Below are 17,938 nucleotides of genomic sequence, written 5' to 3'. Positions count from 1 at the left end.
CTCGATTGGCTGCGCCGCGAGAAGTGCCAATGCACCATGCGGCGATCCTGACGATCGAGGAGGAGGACACGCGGGCCAAACCGCGAGCGGAAGAACCTAGTTGTTCAGTCCCGGCATTTGATGGATTGGATCAATGATGAATCGATCCGGGTCTGAAGTCCATCGTTTGCAGATGAACTCGTACGGTGTGAGGCCCTTCAGCGTGTTTAGCCTGCGGCCGAAATTGTAGGCGTCGATGAAGTCCTGAAGGTGGCGACGCAGTTGTTCCTGGCTGTCGTAGTGGAAGCGCTTGACGGTCGCGTCCTTGATGGTTCGGGTCATCCGTTCCACCTGTCCGTTTGTCCAGGGATGGTTGATCTTGGTGAGCCTGTGCTCGATGCCGTTCTCGTCGCAGACGCGATCGAAGATGTGGTGGAACGCGTATCTGTGACGGGCGTGGTTGGTGAACTGGATGCCGTTGTCGGTCAGCACCGTGTGGATAGTGTAGGGGACCTGCGCAGGAACTGAGCTGCGACCATCTTGCCTGCCTCCCGGTGGAGCTCGGCGTAGGCGAACTTGGATGTGCGGTCGATGGCTACGAACAGGCGCAGCTTGCCCTCGGCCGTTTGCACCTCGGCAATGTCGATGTGGAAGAAGCCGATCGGATAGGCTTTGAACTTCTTCTTGGGCGCCTTGTCGCCTTCGATCTCCGGGAGCCGGCTGATGCCGAGCCGCTGCAGGCAGCGATGCAATGAAGACCGCGACAGGTGAGGGATCGTCGGCTGAAGCGCATAGAGACTTCCGGCTGAGCCTGCGCCAAGCCGCCCTCGAGACACATCCGCAGGGCGAAGTTGCCAGACAACACCCGCGCCGAGCTGCGCCGTTTGCTTGAGCGGCTGCGCCAGATTCGCGCGATCGAGCAGGACCGCCTGTGCCGGCTCCCGGCGGCTCCGGTTATGGCGAACGGGCCGACGTGCGATGGTTCGCTTGCTGGTGCGGATCATCGGCGTCGGCGTCGGCGTCAAGACCGCAGACATGCTGGTCAACGAGGTCCTGTCGCGCAGGCTGCGGGACCAGTGCGCGGTGGCGCACTATGCCTCACGGGATCGCCGATGAGAGCGGCAAACGCCGCCGTGAAAAGGGTTGGCACGCGCCGGCATCCTCGAAACCGAAAAACGACAGCTTCCGCTTCAGAATAGCTCGGCGCATGACGCCAAAACCATGAAGGAGAAAAACAGACCCGCAACATACCTAAGTGGCGGTCAATTCTCGAAGGAAATGATCCCGCAACTCCGGTTCAGTTCTTAGTGGAAATTAACAGACGCCGAAAATGCGACACGCGCGTCGTCTCGGGCAAGAGGTGACCCTCGAGGTCGCGGTCACATAACGGCTGGCTTCGAACCAAGACGCATCACCGGGTAGGTCGTCCATGTCAGCGATGGAGAGCTTACGCTGGCGGGACCGTTCTATGGCAGCGAAGAGGTTCTCTTGGCGACACCGCTGTTTATTCTGGTCGAGGATCGGCCCTTCTTTCTCCTCACCAGCAAGCCGGCATTCAGTCACGATCCCGCCGTTTGTTCCAGCCAAGGCATCGACATCTCCAAGCTTGAGTTCGTGGTCGTCACCGGAAAGGCTTGTTTCGGTACGAAAAGTCACGCTTTTGAGCCGAACATGCCATCGAGCTTGGGGAGATCAGGCCGACGACATTGGCCTGGCGGCCTGACCCGGACAACTTTGAGCCCGAAGCGCAGCAGTTTGCTGAGCATCACTGAGGCGGACGGCGCAATTCCAAGAACTGATAGTTTGTTCCATCAAAGACAGCCGGCCCAAGGCAGGTAAAGCCCTGTCGGGTTCTCGCTCTGAGAGATCGTATATTCGTCGAGCGTATGAAAGTGACCAACCGATCGATAGGTTGGGTTGCGAAGGCGAATTCGATCACTGGCTTAGAGCTTTCCGGCCCAATCCCCTGACCGCACCGGGCTCCGAACAAGCAGCATCCGACTTCAATGGCGTTGTCATCGAAGTGGAGCAGCCCGGACCGCCCTACGAAGCGCAAGTCGCCATTGTCCTCTCGTTCATAGACCATCCAGAATCCATACCCGTAGGCTTCCCACTCATGAAGATAGAGGGACAGCCGCGCATCAGACATTTCTCGCGTTGGCGGAATTCCCCCATCGTCGATTCGACCACTAGCGAATCACATTGCAGGCGATGCAAGGCATCGGCGTCCCAAGGACGTATTGGGCGCATGAATAAACGTTCTGTTTCCAGATTCATGTGAAATTCCGTCCCTCGTTCCATTCATCGCGGTTACCCGCGACATGATGCCGGTCGGCAGCTCTCGCCGCCTCACTGCAAAGGGGTCAAAACCCATGCCAATTTGGCTGATCGAACCGAAGAAGGAATTTCCTGACTGATTTTAGCTATTTAGCCTGAGGCAAAACACAAGAGTGGCTAAACGACCCTGTGCCGCGTGACACGACAAACCCGACACGAGGTGTCGGATAGCGTTACTTGAGACTGCTACACGTTGACCTCGCTGGAGAGCCACAACGGCTGGCGACCCCTTCTCGCATAAACGGCAGGCCGTCTGATAAACTGATTGCTGAATCGAATGCTTTAGGCGCATGGTTGTCGAGACTCAGATGGGACGGGGGCCTGCGCTTTTCGCGGTCCGCAGCTTTGTCGAGGCTGCCTTCAGGCGAGTCGATAAGGAGATATCGTCTGGGAGGAGGAGGCGTTGACGAGGCGGGCCGCAAACGCAGGGATAACCAGACGCTGATCCGTATAGACAAGCGATATTTCCGTCCGACCGAGGTTGACCTGCTGATCGGCGACGCCTCTAAGGCGGCCACCAAGCTCGTTAGAAGCCAAAGACCATTTTCGATGGGCTCGTCTCAAAAATGGTTGAGGCCGATTGCCGCCTACGAAATCGCGCTCGATTACGTGAAAAGATAATGACAAGCGACAGGCGCGGTACGCCTTCAATCCGACTCTGTCCCTGGCCGAACCGTTCGCCATCTCGCTGCCTGACCAGCAGCGCACCAATCCTTACTGCGTCCCAACTCACTCGTTGCGACAAAACCGGATAAACCTAGTCCAAACGATCCAAAGCGGATTTGCGGTGCAGATCACACGCCGTTTTGCGACCACGTCTGCTTGTCGCTCCCCCTGTTCGGACAACAATTTTTGGGGCTTTCGGCAAATACTCTTTGCATATCGAGGGGAAATGCGAAGCCAACCCAAATGGCGTGGCCTCCGTCAAGAGTTCGCCGCGGCGCGAGCCTGCTGCGGCCCGGCTTGGGGCGGTTGCGCGACCTCGCGGCCGAGGGCCAAATCCAAGCGCTCATCCATGGGCCGGATCGGCTGAGCCGCAAGTATGCCTATCAGGTCGTTCGGACCGAAGAGTTCGCCCGCCATGGCGTCGAGACCATTTTTATAAAAGCGCCGCATGCCGGCACGCCGGAAGATCAGCTGATGCTGCAGTTCCAGGGCATGATCGCCGAGTACGAACGGCCCAGATTCTGGAACGCTCCCGCCGCGGCAAACGTCACCGCGCCAAAGCCGGCGAAGTCTCTGTGCTCGGTGGGGCGCCCTACGGCTATCGCTACATCCGCAAGACGCCCGAAACGCCGGCGCGTTACGAGATTGACGCCGCCGAGGCGGCAGTGGTGAGGCTGATATTCGACAAATACACGGTCGAGGACCTGAGCATCGGCGCCATCGCCCGGCTGCTGCGGGAAAGGGCCGGCCGACACGCAAGCGCGTGACCCGCTGGGAGCGTTCGGTCGTGTGGGGCATGTTGCGCAACCCCGCCTACAAAGGCACCGCCTGCTTCAACAAGACGAAAGTTGGGCCACGGCAAAATGTGACGAAGCCATTCCGCCTGTCGGGTCGGGCGGTTCATGGCGGAAAGACTGTGCGCACGAGCGGCCGCGGGAGGAATGGATCGAAATACCGGTGCCCGCCCTTATCAGCGAAGAGACCTTCGCGTTGGCGGCAGAACGCCTGGCCGACAACAAGCGCTTGGCGCCGCGGCGCACCATTGAGCCCGGCCTCGTGCAGGGCTTGGTGTCATGCCGCAAATGCGGGTACGCGCTCTACCGCACGTCGGCCCGGAGCTCGGCCCGCAAAATCCACTATTACCGCTGCCTGGGTTCGGATGGCTGGCGCCATCTCGGCGGTTCCGTTCGCGACAGCCGCCCGATCCGCCAGGATCTGCTAGACTTAGACTAGTTTCCGTCCACAAACGCCAACTAGACTACATCGTGTGGCAGGAGGTCATTTGGCTGATCGAGGGACCTGAGCGTATCACCGCTGAGCTTGACCGTCGCCTTGATGCGGCCCGTGCGAGCGAGTCGACGAAGAAACAGCAGGAGGCGGTCGAACGCGACCTCACGCGCGCCGGCAAAGGCATCGAGCGCCTGTTGACCGCCTACCAGGAAGATCTCATGTCTTTGGACGAACTGCGCCGCAGCATGCCCGAACTGCGGGCCCGCGAATAGGGACTGCGAGCCGAGCTGCAGGCGATCCGCGTTCAGGCCGCCGACCGCATGTCATTCCTGCGATTGGCCGAGACATTGACCGCTTTCCTCCAGCGCCAGCGGCAATCGGCAGAGACTTTGGAAACCAGCGACCGCCAGAGAATCGTCCGCTTGTTGGTCAAGGAGGTCTTGGTGGATGACGACATCATCACGATCCGCCACTCGATTCCGGCGCAACCGACTACGCCTGCGACCGGCAGCGAACCGCCCTCCCCAAATCGTAATGCGCCGTCCTCCGACCGAAGTTACCTTTTGCGTTCAGGGCGTGATGCCCGCCCCTTGCGGGGTGCCCCGCTACTCGACCACGATCCGAGATCGAGATCATTATGTGTCCGCGTCCACCAGTACGCCACGGCAAAAAAGGGGGCGCTGACGATGGTTGCATGGGACGTTCCCGCGGCGGGCTCACCACGAAAATCCATGCGCTTGTCGATGCCGAAGGCCGGCTGATCGATCTCGTGCACGGCTGCACACGCCCACGTCGGCAAGCCCGCCATCGCCATGCTCGCCCTCCAGCCCGATGCAATCCTGCTCGCCGCCCGCGCTTATGACAGTGACGCCATTCGCAGCCTTGCCGCACAGAACGGGCATGGGCCAACATCCCGCCCAAGAAGAACAGAACCGGCAGTTTCTCGTATAGCCTCCGAACCCGGAACTGACACGTTTGTCAGGTCTGTCGAGCCTACGACGTAGCGGGACCTGCCTGATTGCTGCTGCATCCTGAACAAATGGTTGACAGACCTCTAGTTCAACCTCCCCTTCTGCAAAATTGGCACGACTTTTGAAGGGACACATTGGCTACGTGGCGGGGTTGCCGATGATGAACAAACGTAAATTATCTTATGATCATTTTGACGGAGAGTGACGTGGACAAGCAGAGATTTCGTGACCTTGCAAGCGTGATTGAGAAGTCGAGATCAGATTTCGACTATGCGTACTCCAAAGGAATAATGACACTATATGCCCGCTCGCTTAAGCAGCGACACGTGGAGCTCGAGCCGGGACGATCGGTTATAGAATTCGCGAGGGGCAGCTATCTCGGGCTTGATAACCATCCAATGATCGTGAACGCTGCGATAGCAGCATTAGCGTCATATCGCTCGATACAGTGGTCCGGTGCACGCACGAGATTGAATTTTTCGCTAACTCGAGATCTCGAATACAGCCTATCTGAACTTTTCGATGCTCGGGTTATCGTATACTCGTTGGTTCTAACGGCGAACATGAGCGCGCTCCCGTTACTCGCATGCGGGGCTTTCACCAGAGGACGCAAGCCGGTACTGGTGTTCGACCGATTTGCCCATGCCACTTTGGCATACCACAAGGCTGTTATGGCCGAAGATGCCGAGGTTCTGCAAATTAGGCACAACGACACTGAGGAACTGGAGCGTATTTGTCAGAAACACACGCGCGTCGCCTACATATGCGATGGTGTGTATTCAATGGGCGGAAATGCCCCAATCCGTGAGCTTTTGCGTCTCCAAGAACGCTATGGGCTTTTCATCTACATCGACGATGCGCATGGCATCTCAATCCGCGGAAGGCATGGCCAAGGATATGCCAAATCCCAAATCACAGATCTAGGCGAAAACACAATCATCGCGGCTTCTTTGAGCAAGGGCTTCGGAGTGACCGGCGGTGTCCTCATGCTTGGGACGGAAGAGCAGGAGAATCTCCTTAGACGTTATGCCGTCCCGCATGCATTCTCAATGGGGCCAGACTTGGCCGGAATTGCAGGTGCCTTAGCATCAGCAGAGATTCATCGTTCTGCGGAGCTGGGTGAGCGCCAGGCCCGCCTGAGTAGGGTTGTTCAAGCTTTTGACGAGAAAATGCCGACGCAATCGTCAGGTGACGGAATGCCAATCCGGATGGTCCCGATTGGTGAGTCTCGGGCAGCGGTTGATGCGGCGGCAGAGCTATTGCGGCGCGGCTTTTATGTGGCCGCAGCATTCTATCCGACGGTGCCCCGGGACAAGGCTGCTTTGCGCGTATGCCTGACTGCGGACCACAGTCTGGAAGAGGTCACCCAGCTTTGTGCATCAATCCGAGACATAGGCAGTGTCCGTCCATAATGTGCCTGCAGCAAGCAGAAGGAGGTTCGATGGTGAACTGACAACATGCTGAAAAGCTGCGTGAACCGCGGGCGCAGACGGCGACTGCGTGAACCGCGGGCGCAAACGGCGACCTGTCCGGGTTGCGCGACGGCCACCAACCCTGCGCTCGGCAGATTTTCGCTGAGCGCTTTGATGGCGGCGTACTGGTACCCTGGTCCCGTCGGACCGGCCGGCTTGATCATATCGTCCATCATCTCGCGCTGGTTTTGGGCGGCAGGCCAGCCGCAAGCTTCGCCCGCAGACTGATGCTGCCGGTCAGCAACGACACCTTGCTGCGCGTGGTTCGACGGCGCGGCGCTCGCGGCTTCATCCCTCCAACCGTTATCAGGATCGACGATTGGGCGTGGCGGCGCAATCAGCGCTACGGCACAATCATCTGCAATCTGGAGCGGCGCCGGACGATCGCCTTGCTGCCGGACCGAGAACCTGCGACCGCCCAGGCTTGGCTCCATGGACCAGAGGCAGATCAAGGTCGTCGCCCGGGACCGTGGCGGCGGCTACGCCCTAGCCGCCGCTGCTGATCGCTGGCATCTAATGGAAAACGCCAGCCGCGCTTTCCTCGACGCAGTCCGCAGATCCATGCGACAGATCCGCACCGTGCGGCGCCGCAACGATCAAGCCCGACCTGCTGACCGCCGCTGAGCGGCTGCAGTACGTGGGCTATCTCGCGCGATAGGAACCAACATGGCGGTCCTCGAGCTGTCCAAAGAGGGCGTCGCCGTCAAGGAGATCGTCCGTCGAACCGGCTACAGCCGCGGGCTGGTTCGAAGAATTCTGCGCAGCCAGCGGAGCGACGTCTTCCGAGTCCGGGAAAGCTCCCTCGAGCTGTACCTGCCATGGCTCGATGCTCAATGGGCTGCTGGTCGGCGCAACGGGGCCGAGCTGGGCGGGATCTTAAAGCCCGGGGTTCCGCGGCGGCCTTCCCGACCGTAACGTGTGGCTTCCCGTCGCCGTGGCGCCGACAAGTCGGACGGCGAAGCGCTGAGCCGAGCGCCGGCAGCGCGGACCATCGCGCGGCTGTTGACGATCGGCCGCAAAACCTATCAAGGCCGAGACCGTCACGGTCGCGGCGATCGAGGTCGGAGTACCCTCCTCGTAGAAGCCCGCGAGATCATCGCCGGCTTTCAGGGCATGATCCGGCGCGGGCGCTGGCGGGGTTGGACGCCTGGCTCGAACGGGCCCGTCCCAGCTTGATCGCCTCTTTCGCCGACAGCATCGCGAAGGATTATGCCGCAGTGGCGATCTCCTCACCCTGGTCCAACGGCCAAACGGAGGGCCAGATCACAAAGCTCAAGCTCGTCAAACGCCAGATGTATGGTCGCGGAAAAATCGACCTGCTTCGTGCCCGCGTCGTCGGACCGAGCTGATGCGCTTCCGCACCAAAATGCGCAGAGCCAATTTTGCGCGCCGATTCCACACCCAACGCTGGAAGCGGTTGTAGAACGTCTTTCTCGGGCCATATGCCGCAGGCGCATCGACCAACACGCCGCTCTTGATGACATGGATGATGCCCCCGATAACCCCCCGGTGGATCCACCCGTGGCGCACGTGTCGGTAGCAGGTGCGGCTTCAACTTCGAAAATTGCGCGTCCGCCAGCCAGAGTCTCGACTCATCCATAGCCTCCATCGGAGACCCTGAATGTTGACAGCCACATCAATGGAAACCCTTTATGGGTCCGGGCCCACCACCATACCGCGACCCGATAGGTTGCCGGTTCTGGGCTTTAACGTCCAGTTCGCCGCGAATGTCGAGCACCATCTGCCAGTCGCGCGCGAGGTGACTGATATCGGCAGCTATAGGGCGCCTATAATAGCCAACAAAGTCCGCGAAGGGCGGAACTGGCCCATACCTGTCTTCCAGATCTGCAACCCGCTTGTTCCGCCCATGGTGGATGCACGCCTGCGACAGCTTGCTAATGTGATATTTTTTTGTTGAAAGTGAAATATAATTATGCAAGAAATGATATCACTAAGGAGCATGCCGGATGAAAAAAGATACGTCGTTCCCGGAAAATGGTCTGGAAGAAGCGGCCATTTGGCAGGCAATGGAGTATGCCAGGCAAGAGGACGTGGACTGGAGAGGAGGGCGCTTGCCGGGCTTTTATGTTCATTTTGCCAACGACGATGTTGATCGCGTTGGTAAAATCGCGCTTGAAAAATTCCACGCCACCAATGCGTTGGGACTCAGTGCATTTCCATCAATCAAGAAATTTGAGTCAGAGGTTGCGGGGTGGGCACTATCCCTGTTTCACGCGAATGGTGGTGCAGCCAGTATTACATCAGGGGGAACCGAAAGTATTTTTATCGCGATGAAGACTGCACGGGAGTGGGCAAAAGCAAATCGCCCGGAAGTCACCAAGCCAAAAATGCTGATTTCCCACAGCGCGCACCCGGCTTTCGATAAAGCCGCAAAGTATTTGGGGCTGGATGTTGTACGACTTTTGCCGCGTTCCGACTTCAAAACTGACATTAACGCAATTAAAGTAGCTCTGGACGATCAAACAATCATAATGGCCGGGTCGGCCCCGCAGTTCACTATCGGAGTTTTCGATCAGATTGAGGAACTTGCTGCTCTAGCGTCTTCCCGAAACGTATGGTTTCATACAGACGCGTGCATTGGGGGCTTTTTCTCTCCCTTCGCCGAGCAGAATGGACACCGGATCCCTCCTTGGGATTTTCGGGTGGAGGGCGTGAAGTCCATTTCGGCAGACCTACACAAATATGGCTTTGCGCCGAAAGGCGCTTCGATTGTTGCCTTTTCGGATACCGGTTACCAACGGTACCAAGTATTTGACTTCGACAACTGGTCACGAGGACGATATGTGACGTCGACATTCGCCGGCACGCGCTCTGGTGCTAGCATAGCCGCTGCGTGGGCGGTCATGCGCTTCCTCGGCAATCAAGGGTATCGTAAGATCGCCGATCAGATCTGGCAGGTTCGTGAAAAGCTAATACGAGATATCCCCGCGATTGAGGGTCTATTCATTTATGGCGAGCCTGAACTTACGGTGATGAGTTATGGTTCGAAATCGCTTGACGTAGCCGATATCGCGGCAGGCCTGGCTGCCAAGGGTTGGTATACTGTGGCACCGTCCCCGTATCCACCTGCAATCAATTTGGGCATTCTCAGTCTGGCTTTTGGGGAAGTGGTGGAGGCCTACTTGGCCGACCTTCGGCAGGTCGTTGCTCAGCTTACAGCTGCTGGCGAGAACTCCTTCGATCGTTCACTTGTTGGGACCTATGGGGCCAGATAGGTGATCAAATGTCAGTAATCTCTTGATTCAGCGACAGTTGCCCCGCAATGGGCATAGTAGCGCTACCCACGTGTCTGATTCAGCATTGCGGCAGCCTCAATGATACTAGCGATGTAGGTCAGCGCCTGGTCAATGTCCTGTCTGATCTCTTCGGTAACAGCAGCGGCATCTTTGCTTTCAACCCCCGCGGCTATCCTTTCCCGCCAGTCGCCGCGATCAGCTGATATCGAGGAAATATAATGAGGGTAAAGCAGATTTAGGTATGGGCCCGTTTTAAGCCAAAGTGAATTGATTATTCGAATAAGGTTTGGCATGCTACACGCAGTGTATAGTTCAAACTGAAATTGATATACCAGCGCAATGTCCGCACGACGATCACCAGCGGCACGAGCCTTTTTCAGTTTTTCGGATGTCTTGCGCAACCTTCCTGCAATCTCTGGCGTGCCCCTTAGTGCAGCGCGCTTTGCGGCAAAGCACTCGATGTGCAAACGGATATCCTTAAGCTCCGCGATCTCCTGAGGCGTTAGAAGCGGTATCAATGCCGATCTGTTCGCCTCACCTTGTAAGACGCCCTCAGATATTAAGCGATAGAGACCCTCACGAACAGGCGTTGGGCTCATTGAAAAGTCTTTCGCAAGGTTTCTTATGGTGATCTTCTCGCCAGGAGAGTACTGCCCGCAACGAATCAGCTCACCCAATCGGTCGTAAACCTGGTCCCTCAAAACAGCGGAGTTTGGGGTGGTCAATTCGATCCTCGAGTTTTATGACTTTCCCATACCGTTTTGATCGATGCTTCTGCAACAAGGAAGTTTTGAAATTCCCGCGTGCGTTTTGATATATATATCAAATTTACCATATTGACATCACAAATATGCGAGCTAGACTGAACCCCTCTTTAGCGCAGCTTTTAGAGAGTTGGGTGATAAAGGCGCATTGCTGCGGATGTGACAAGCGGTGGTGGAACGCGCCTATTGCTGTCACACAGGTTGTTACCCCCGAATGATCGGACACGCTCAGGCTGGGTTTGACCCGTGATGATCTCGCGGGGCGAACGATAGCCGAGGGCTTGTGCGGATGAAGGCGGTTGTAGTGGTGCATCCGCAAGGGCAGGCTTTCCACACGGTTCTGGCGTCCGGCAGCACTTGCCCTTATAGCCAATCTTGAGCACATCCTTGAGTTCGAGGTCTTCCACCCGGTCTTCCTTTGCCGCCAGATGCGCCTTCGCGTTCAGGATCAGGCGGGTGGAGTCGGCTTTGGGGCCGCAGCCCACGATGAGGATTTCTCTGCCCGAGGTCGACAAGGGCGGCGAGCGTATTTTGGGAGGTGGTAGACTTGCCGATGCCTTGCCGTAAAAGGCGATCTGACGCAGACCACATGTAGCTTTCCTTCCTTCGTTCCATTCATCGCGGCTGCCGCGACATGAATGCCGGTCGGGCAGCTGTCGCCGCCTCGCACCCAAGGATCTCAAGACTCGTGCCAATTTGGCTGATCGAACCGAAGAATAATTTCATGGTTGCTTTTCAGGGATTTAGCGCGAGGCCAAAGAAAGGATCGTCGGAACAAGCCGTGTAGCGGACCCGAGAATGGCGACACAAAGCGTCGGATCGCGATCCTCAGTCGCCGCATTCGTTCGAACCGCATCGTTGTGTTGAGGTGGGCGAACAGCATCTCGACCCTCTAGCGTTAAGCAGGATGCTGCGAACTCTTCTGTTCCCGCTTGGTTCTCGCGTGTCCTCATCGACACTGCGCGGAATCTTGCGCGCCACGCTGGCATACCATCGATCCACGGCCATCCATCCGGGCCACGGGCGGATAATTCCGCCATATCACCAACCCAAGGGGACTCGGCTCACTTATCGGCGCAGGAGTTCAGTATCGGCGTCATCGCCTTCACATGTTCGTCGATCCGCTCGAGCACTTTCGCTGCGACAACGTCGCGCTCAGGCAGATGCCACCAGTGCTCGTTGACGAGTTCGACGGTCTCGACCACTGCCTTCAGGACTGCCGGCGCCGGAAGCCTTGCACGGTTCGCAAATGCTTTCCATCGCGGTGCTGCTAGCGCCTTGAACGAGCGCTCCCCTCCAAGCGAAAGCGCCATGGCGTCGGCGGGAATATTGCACGGTCGACAGGACGTCGTAGATTGGTGCGAGACCGGCTTGTCGCCGTTGCCGGGATAAATCAAAGACCAGTTCTTCAGGTGCATGTCGCCATTGCCGGTGATGACCGTCAGCACCAGGCGGCGAACGAATTCGAGAGCTGCCGTAGGCGAGACGGCCACGCCAAGGGCCAAGGCTATGTCGTGATAAGCGGCCCCCTCATATTTGCGCGAGGGATAGACACCGAAGACCTGAGCGAAATCCTCGATGTGCATCCTCTCGCCATCGGCGCCGCGATCGAAGCGTTTGACGAGAAGGACCTTGCCCTCCGACAGCGTGTTGAATTCCTCGGGAACGCCCTCAAAATCGGACTTCTAGCAGGCTGTTGAAGAAGTCTGACGTATTGCCTTGAGGATGGCCTCGTCGCCGTTGTGGTAGGCGAATGTGATCTCGATCGAGCCGTCGTCGAGCAATTCGGCATAGCCGTCGCCTGTGACTTCATCCATCTCGTCAGACCCGGCCCATGTGAAGTGAACTATCGAGGGGCTGTAGCTCAGATCGAGGCCGGCTTGCAGGGCGCCAAAGGCGATCTCGCCGTTGTTGTCGGCTCCGATGGCGATGGTTGCGGGTCCACCGAGGTTCAGGTAACCGCGATCCCACAGATCGGCTTCGATATCCGCCAGCGGCCGATCAGTTGCCAGCCTGCGGGCACGGTCATTTCGACGCCGCCAAGAGCTTGGGCAGCCGCACCAGATTGTAGGCGGCGGCCGCGAAGGTGAAGGCCCACCCAACGCGGTCGCGGCCACGCAATTTGGTCTTCTCCTGCCCAGCGACGGTTTTGATCCAGCCGAACGCCTCTTCGATGCGCTTTCTGATGCGCTGGCTGACGGCATAGCCACCGTGGCGCGTGGTGCGGCGATCGATCGCCGAACGACGGCCGTTCGTGTTCTGCGCTACGTGGGGTGTCACCTTCATCGAGCGCAACTCGTTGACGAAGTCCTCTGCGTCATAGGCCTTGTCGGCACCGAGCGTGATCGCCCGCGGCCGGTCGGCACGAGGTTCGATCATGTGCAGGGCCGCCACCCGCTCGGCATGTCCGTCGGCCAGCGTCAGACAGGCTTCCACCAGCAGGCCGTGGCGGTTCTCCATCAACCCATGTCCCATGAAGCACAACCTGGCCTCCTTGCCCCGCCCTTTGCGGTAGAGCCTGGCGTCGGGGTCGGTAGTCGAGGTGTGCGTCTCGTTCGATCGCCTCTCGCCGTGGAAGTCCGCTTCCGCATTGCGTCCGCCGCCGTCTGCCGGCGGTTCGCCATGACCGCCGCTTGGGCCGCCCTTTGGCTTGACGCTCTTCATCGAAGCCCAGGCCTCGATCAGCGTGCCGTCGACCGAGAAGTGATCCGTGGACAGGAGCTTCTTGACTTTGGGTTGCGCCAGCACGGCCGCCAGGAACTTCGCCGCGATATCGCCCTCCAGCAGCCGGTCACGGTTTTTGGAGAACACCGAATGGTCCCAGGCTGCGTCGTCGACGCCGATGCCGACGAACCAGCGGAACAGGAGGTCGTATTCCAACCGTTCCATCAAAAGCCGCTCCGAGCGGATCGAATAGAACGCCTGCAAAAGCATCGCCCGCAGCAGCTTCTCCGGCGGGATAGATGGCCGTCCGATCGGCGAATATAGCGCCGCGAACTCACGCTCCAGCCTCGACAGGGCTTCAGTCACGATCGTCCTGATCGCCCGCAATGGATGATTGCGCCGAACCCGGACCTCAAGGTCCACGTAGCTGAAAAGTTCGCCAGTTCGATCGTCGCCGCCGCGCACTCGTCACCTCCGAATCCCTTCGGAGCCAGTGAATCATTGCTGCGGTCCGGTGGCGAGGGCCTTTTTCAACAGCCTGCTAGACCAGTTCGCATTCAGGAACCTCCATGCCGATTGCTGCAGCCAGCGCCAGGTTGGCGAATTCGTTCTCGGAAACGCCCGGAAACGCCGTCGAAGGGAACTTGGCGATGTACCGGCCCTGCTCGTCGTCCATCGGCAAGGTAAGGCCGCCGCCTTTTCCAGTGTTCTTCATGACCGACAGCTTCATTTGCACGCCGGCAAGTGAGAACCGTGCCTTCGGCTTATCCTTTGAAGCATCTTGCGAAACCGCTATCGCGCCGTCACTGGGCAACGCCCGTACGGCTCCCGGCAGATCGGCGCCCAGCGCCGCTGAAAGATCGAAATCATTGCCTGGCCGCACATTGCCTTCGTGGTGCTTTTCCATCGCCTCGCGCAATTTCTCCTCCGGCAGGAGGTTCGCGAAGAAAGCGGGCAAGGCGCCGGCCAGAGGCTTCGGATCTTTCCGCAATCCTCCCGTCGCTGCCCGGAACGACAGGCTGAAAACCGGAAAGCCGCCCGTCGCGCGGTAGGCCTCATCGAAGTTGAATGCATTGAAATCGCCTGGCGTCCTAACGATTGTGCCGATCTTCAGTGCGTTCAAGAGCACGTCCAGCGACGGGATCGTCTTAGGTGCGCGAAAGACTGGAGCCATGATCGTCATCGTCAGGTTGAGAAACAAAGGCGGGTCGATCATGCGGACGCAATAGAGCCTGGACAGCCGGCACCATGACTTGCGGAACCAGCATCATTTCCAGACCGAGCGCGCGAGCGATATTCATGAGGGTCGTCGCACGCGCCGCTGCGGCTCCCTTTTCGATGTCGCGATAGCGGGGACGGGATATACCCGCCAAATCAGCGACCTGCTCCTGCGTCATGGCAGCGGCCAGCCTCGCCTTCCTGAAAAGCCCACCGATTTCGCGCAGAATCTCCGATTCAGAGTCCATCATGATATGCGCGATGATACCCAAAGGTATCTCGTCCAGCGAGCAAGTCAAAACTTTTATGATCTGTTCGCGTATCATATATGAAGATAATGATATGCAAAGAGATCAATCCTTCTTCGAGGCTCTCTCAGGCTTTAGCCCCGCACAGCGAACGGCGTTCCTCCGAGAACAGCTGCTATGGCCACCAGGCTCCTCTGATGGGGCCGCCGCCGGTTTGCCAGGCTTCTTGCGGCCTGCGGCCTGGCGCTGCTCTTCTTTTTCGGCCTCGATCCGGCGCTCTTCTTGCGCCGCCAGCTTGGCCTCGGCTTCCAGCGACGCCATCGCCTGCTGGATCTTGGTCAGCCGGTTCTGCTTGTCGCCGGCCCAATCCGGCATCTCGTCGCCGCGCTTGTCCTTGCCGAAAGTCACGTCCTCCTCGGCATCCGCGCCCTCGGCCGCCGTCAGCATGCGAGCGACCTCGGCTTTCAATTCCAGGTCGCGCTTCTTCATGCGCTCATAACTCATCGCCTTGTGTTTGACGCGTTCGCCTTGATCTTCGTGCCATCCAGCGCGACATGGCCGAGTTTGACCAATCCTGCCGTCTCACACAGCTTCAGAACCTGCACGAACAGCGCCTCGAGCGCCTTCAAATGCCGCTGGCGGAAGTCGCTGATCGTCCGGAAATGCGGCGGATCGAGCGCCACGATAATCACAAATCATTCCGTTCGCGGCAGGCCCTGGCCGGCTGTTTTCGCCAGCTTTGGGCCATCGACCGCCTGTCGCGTTCCTTCGCGCCCCTCTGTCCCTCCAGCATCAAAAGGGCCGTCGCGGCGCACCCGCCCTTCCTGCTCAAATCACATTCAATTCCCGAAACGGCCGCCCGTCGGCGATCCGGCTGTACCCGAACGCCGAGCAATCCACCGTGCGATAGCCGCCATGCACGATCAGTTCGGCCAGCGCCTTGCCGACCGCCGGAGCCTGCTGCAAGCCGTGACCGGAAAACCCGTTGGCGAAGAGGAAATTCCCGACCTCCGGGTGCGGGCCGATCACCGCGTTCTGGTCGAGCGTATTGTAGTCGTAATGGCCGACCCAGGCGCGCGTCGGCTTGATCGCCTCGAAGGCCGGAATGCGGGTCGCCAGCACCGGCCAGATCACCTCCTCGAACAGCGGCCAGTCGGGCTCGAAATCGCCGGGGTCGGCTGGTCCTTCGCCCTCTTCCGGCTCGGCGCCGCCGGTGATGTAGACCGAGCCTTCCGGCCGGACATAGATGCCGCTCGGGTCGACCAGCAGCGGCATGTCGTCATATTTCTCGCGCGCCTCGAAGACGAAGACGTTGCGCTTGCGCGGTTCCACCGGCAGCACCAGCCCGGCCATATCAGCCACCTTGCCGGCATTTGGCCCGGCGGCGTTGATGACGGTGCCCGCCTCGAGCCGTTCGCCATTGTCGAGGGTCACACCGGTGATGCGCTCGCCTCGCCGCTCGATACCGGTCACCGACGCCGTGATGAAATCAATGTTCTTCGTCCGTAGGGCCTTGCGGAACAGCATCAGCATCGCGTGCGCGTCGAACCAGCCTTCGCCGCTGCGGCCGTAGGCCCCGGCAGTGATGCCCGCGGCCGACAGCCAGGGAAACCGGCGGACGAGCGCCTCCGCATCCTCGAGCACGATGTCGGCGCCCTCGGCCATCTGCGCCCCGTGGTTGGCCCGCAGAATCGGCAGCCCGTTTTCGCCGGCAAGGATGAGATAACCGCCTTCGCGAAAGCCGATATCGGCGTCCGCGCCAAACTCTTCCCTGAGCCGCCGGAACAGTTTCAGCGTGAATTGCGACAGCCGGATGTTTTCCGGGATCGAGAACTGCTGGCGGATTGAGGCGCAGGACAGCGTGGTCGCGGCGCGGGAAAATTGCGGCTCGCGCTCGATAAGTGCAATCGAGCCTGAAAATCCTGCCTCGCGCAGATTAGGCGACCGAGGAGCCGACGATGGCTCCGCCGATGATGATGATGTCGTAATGCACTTTTTCGCTTCTCCAGTTCCAGGCGCCCGCCGCAACGTGCGGGCGATGCCGGCATCAACCGGCCGGCAGATGTGCCGAGGGCAACAAGCGCGCCTGACGCAACGCCGCCAGATCAGCCGAGCCGGTGCAGAAGCAGGCGACGGCCAACTGGCGGATGACGATCTCGAAATGCGCGACAACCGCCTCCGTGGATATCGTAGCCGCGCGCAGCACGCCCACCGCCTGCCCGGCGATGTCCGCGCCCAGGCGGATGGCCTTGGCCACGTCGACGCCGTCGCGGATCCCGCCCGACGCGATCAGCTTGACCGTTGGCAGCGCCCGACGTACCGCCTGCACGCTGGCCGGGGTCGGAATCCCCCAATCGGCGAACGACATCGCCACTGCACGGTCGGCGGCATCGCGGGCGCGCTCGCCCTCCACCGCGGCCCAACTGGTGCCGCCGGCGCCGGCGACATCGATCACCGCCACGCCCGCCTGAACGAGCGCACAAGCCACCGAGGCGGACAGGCCCGACCCCACTTCCTTGGCCACGATCGGCACGCCCACGCTGCGCGCTGCGCGAGCGATCTGCGCCAGGACGCCGCGCCAGTCGCGGTCGCCCTCCAGCTGTACCGCTTCCTGCAGCGGATTGAGATGGACGATGAGTCCATCGGCCTCCAGCGCATCCACCGCCCGGCGCGCCAGGTCCAGGCCGTCGGCCTCGCGCAATTGCGCGGCGCCGATATTGGCCAGCAAGGGAATGTCTGGGGCCAGGCGGCGCAGCGCGCGCGTCAGCCCCTGGGAGTTGCGGGATTGCAGGCTCACGCGCTGCGAACCGACGCACATGGCGATCCCCAAGGCTTGCGCTGCCTCGCCCAGATGCCGGTTGATGGCCTCGGCGCGCGGCATGCCGCCGGTCATGGAGCTGATCAGCAGCGGCGCGCGCATGGTCTTGCCAAGCAGCGAGGCGCTCAGGTCGATCTGCGTCAGGTCCAACTCGGGCAATGCGCAGTGTTCGAAACGAATGTACTCCCAGCCGGCGGCGGCCTTGGCCCGCGCCGTTCGCCGATCCAGCACGATGTCCAGGTGGTCGTCCTTGCGCCGGCTCAGGTTAGTGTCGCTCATGCTCGCTCCATCCGCCGTATCGGGCGACGGCGTTG

16 protein-coding genes and 9 pseudogenes are annotated in these 17,938 nt (G+C 59.8%); 11 read left to right on the top strand and 14 right to left on the bottom strand.

Annotation, left to right across the window (positions count from 1 at the left end; genetic code table 11):
- Positions 1 to 96: 96 nt before the first annotated feature.
- Positions 97 to 776 (bottom strand): annotated as a pseudogene (locus NKH01_RS19275) (integrase core domain-containing protein); the annotation flags it as partial.
- A gap of 691 nt (positions 777 to 1,467) precedes the next feature.
- Here NKH01_RS19275 and NKH01_RS19270 point away from each other — a divergent pair.
- Positions 1,468 to 1,818, top strand: a complete 351-nt coding sequence (locus NKH01_RS19270; RefSeq protein ID WP_352843033.1) for a hypothetical protein — start codon at positions 1,468 to 1,470, stop codon at positions 1,816 to 1,818.
- On the opposite strand, the gene NKH01_RS19265 is transcribed toward NKH01_RS19270, so the two are convergent.
- Positions 1,745 to 2,128 (bottom strand): GNAT family N-acetyltransferase, encoded by a 384-nt coding sequence (locus NKH01_RS19265; protein ID WP_353021726.1) that lies wholly within the window; start codon positions 2,126 to 2,128, stop codon positions 1,745 to 1,747. The two genes, NKH01_RS19270 and NKH01_RS19265, sit on opposite strands and share 74 nt — an antisense overlap.
- Positions 2,129 to 2,493: 365 nt before the next feature.
- Between NKH01_RS19265 and NKH01_RS19260 the strand changes: the two genes are divergently transcribed.
- The 9 genes and pseudogenes from NKH01_RS19260 to NKH01_RS19220 all read left to right on the top strand — a co-directional run.
- Entirely contained in the window at positions 2,494 to 2,937 is a 444-nt protein-coding gene (locus NKH01_RS19260; RefSeq protein WP_353021723.1) for a GDP-mannose 4,6-dehydratase, read from the top strand.
- A 288-nt stretch (positions 2,938 to 3,225) separates the two neighbouring features.
- Positions 3,226 to 3,435 (top strand): annotated as a pseudogene (locus NKH01_RS19255) (recombinase family protein); the annotation flags it as partial.
- Between the two features lie 122 nt (positions 3,436 to 3,557).
- On the top strand, positions 3,558 to 3,749 hold the full coding sequence (locus NKH01_RS19250) for a hypothetical protein (protein ID WP_353021783.1): 192 nt from the start codon (positions 3,558 to 3,560) through the stop codon (positions 3,747 to 3,749).
- Positions 3,746 to 3,796 (top strand): annotated as a pseudogene (locus tag NKH01_RS19245) (hypothetical protein); the annotation flags it as partial. The gene NKH01_RS19250 and the pseudogene NKH01_RS19245, both read left to right, overlap by 4 nt.
- Before the next feature lie 143 nt (positions 3,797 to 3,939).
- On the top strand, positions 3,940 to 4,215 hold the full coding sequence (locus tag NKH01_RS19240; protein ID WP_353021781.1) for a recombinase zinc ribbon domain-containing protein: 276 nt from the start codon (positions 3,940 to 3,942) through the stop codon (positions 4,213 to 4,215).
- Positions 4,216 to 4,247: 32 nt separating this feature from the next.
- The gene (locus NKH01_RS19235) at positions 4,248 to 4,484 is read left to right on the top strand and encodes a hypothetical protein (RefSeq protein ID WP_353021721.1); all 237 of its coding nucleotides are present in this window, start codon (positions 4,248 to 4,250) and stop codon (positions 4,482 to 4,484) included.
- A gap of 392 nt (positions 4,485 to 4,876) precedes the next feature.
- Positions 4,877 to 5,164: pseudogene (locus tag NKH01_RS35340) on the top strand (transposase family protein); the annotation flags it as partial.
- A 225-nt stretch (positions 5,165 to 5,389) separates the two neighbouring features.
- A complete protein-coding gene (locus tag NKH01_RS19225) occupies positions 5,390 to 6,595 on the top strand; it encodes an aminotransferase class I/II-fold pyridoxal phosphate-dependent enzyme (protein WP_353021719.1) in 1,206 nt (401 codons plus the stop codon).
- A 131-nt stretch (positions 6,596 to 6,726) separates the two neighbouring features.
- Positions 6,727 to 8,004, top strand: a pseudogene (locus NKH01_RS19220) (ISL3 family transposase); the annotation flags it as partial.
- 52 nt (positions 8,005 to 8,056) lie between these two features.
- Here NKH01_RS19220 and NKH01_RS19215 read toward each other — a convergent pair.
- Positions 8,057 to 8,255 (bottom strand): annotated as a pseudogene (locus NKH01_RS19215) (transposase); the annotation flags it as partial.
- Between the two features lie 367 nt (positions 8,256 to 8,622).
- On the opposite strand from NKH01_RS19215, the gene NKH01_RS19210 reads away from it, so the two are divergent.
- Entirely contained in the window at positions 8,623 to 9,891 is a 1,269-nt protein-coding gene (locus NKH01_RS19210) for a pyridoxal phosphate-dependent decarboxylase family protein (protein WP_353021717.1), read from the top strand.
- 62 nt (positions 9,892 to 9,953) lie between these two features.
- Here NKH01_RS19210 and NKH01_RS19205 read toward each other — a convergent pair whose 3' ends face one another.
- The 11 genes and pseudogenes from NKH01_RS19205 to fni form a co-directional block, all read right to left on the bottom strand.
- Positions 9,954 to 10,637, bottom strand: a complete 684-nt coding sequence (locus NKH01_RS19205) for a GntR family transcriptional regulator (RefSeq protein ID WP_353021715.1) — start codon at positions 10,635 to 10,637, stop codon at positions 9,954 to 9,956.
- 161 nt (positions 10,638 to 10,798) lie between these two features.
- Positions 10,799 to 11,350 carry a P-loop NTPase family protein gene (locus NKH01_RS19200; RefSeq protein ID WP_353021713.1) on the bottom strand — a complete coding sequence of 184 codons (552 nt, stop codon included), beginning with the start codon at positions 11,348 to 11,350 and terminating at the stop codon, positions 10,799 to 10,801.
- A gap of 390 nt (positions 11,351 to 11,740) precedes the next feature.
- Positions 11,741 to 12,322: a type II toxin-antitoxin system HipA family toxin gene (locus NKH01_RS19195; protein WP_353021778.1), complete on the bottom strand. Its 582-nt coding sequence runs from the start codon at positions 12,320 to 12,322 to the stop codon at positions 11,741 to 11,743.
- Positions 12,323 to 12,361: 39 nt separating this feature from the next.
- A complete protein-coding gene (locus NKH01_RS19190; protein WP_352595110.1) occupies positions 12,362 to 12,493 on the bottom strand; it encodes a hypothetical protein in 132 nt (43 codons plus the stop codon).
- A gap of 208 nt (positions 12,494 to 12,701) precedes the next feature.
- Entirely contained in the window at positions 12,702 to 13,805 is a 1,104-nt protein-coding gene (locus NKH01_RS19185; RefSeq protein WP_352749953.1) for an IS5 family transposase, read from the bottom strand.
- A gap of 79 nt (positions 13,806 to 13,884) precedes the next feature.
- Positions 13,885 to 14,514: pseudogene (locus NKH01_RS19180) on the bottom strand (type II toxin-antitoxin system HipA family toxin); the annotation flags it as partial.
- Positions 14,489 to 14,806 (bottom strand): helix-turn-helix domain-containing protein, encoded by a 318-nt coding sequence (locus NKH01_RS19175; RefSeq protein WP_353021775.1) that lies wholly within the window; start codon positions 14,804 to 14,806, stop codon positions 14,489 to 14,491. The pseudogene NKH01_RS19180 and the gene NKH01_RS19175, both read right to left, overlap by 26 nt.
- 105 nt (positions 14,807 to 14,911) lie before the next feature.
- Entirely contained in the window at positions 14,912 to 15,295 is a 384-nt protein-coding gene (locus tag NKH01_RS35335; RefSeq protein ID WP_502912655.1) for a hypothetical protein, read from the bottom strand.
- Positions 15,295 to 15,474, bottom strand: a pseudogene (locus tag NKH01_RS35330) (transposase); the annotation flags it as partial. The gene NKH01_RS35335 and the pseudogene NKH01_RS35330, both read right to left, overlap by 1 nt.
- 160 nt (positions 15,475 to 15,634) lie before the next feature.
- A pseudogene (locus NKH01_RS19165) lies at positions 15,635 to 16,799 on the bottom strand (NAD(P)/FAD-dependent oxidoreductase).
- Positions 16,800 to 16,853: 54 nt separating this feature from the next.
- Complete coding sequence (gene fni / locus NKH01_RS19160) at positions 16,854 to 17,903, bottom strand: type 2 isopentenyl-diphosphate Delta-isomerase (protein WP_353021710.1); 1,050 nt, start codon at positions 17,901 to 17,903, stop codon at positions 16,854 to 16,856.
- Positions 17,904 to 17,938: the final 35 nt, after the last annotated feature.

It is taken from the genome of Mesorhizobium sp. M1403 (assembly GCF_040317695.1).
Classification (GTDB): Bacteria; Pseudomonadota; Alphaproteobacteria; order Rhizobiales; family Rhizobiaceae; genus Mesorhizobium.
This window is presented reverse-complemented; position numbering and strand designations above follow the sequence as displayed.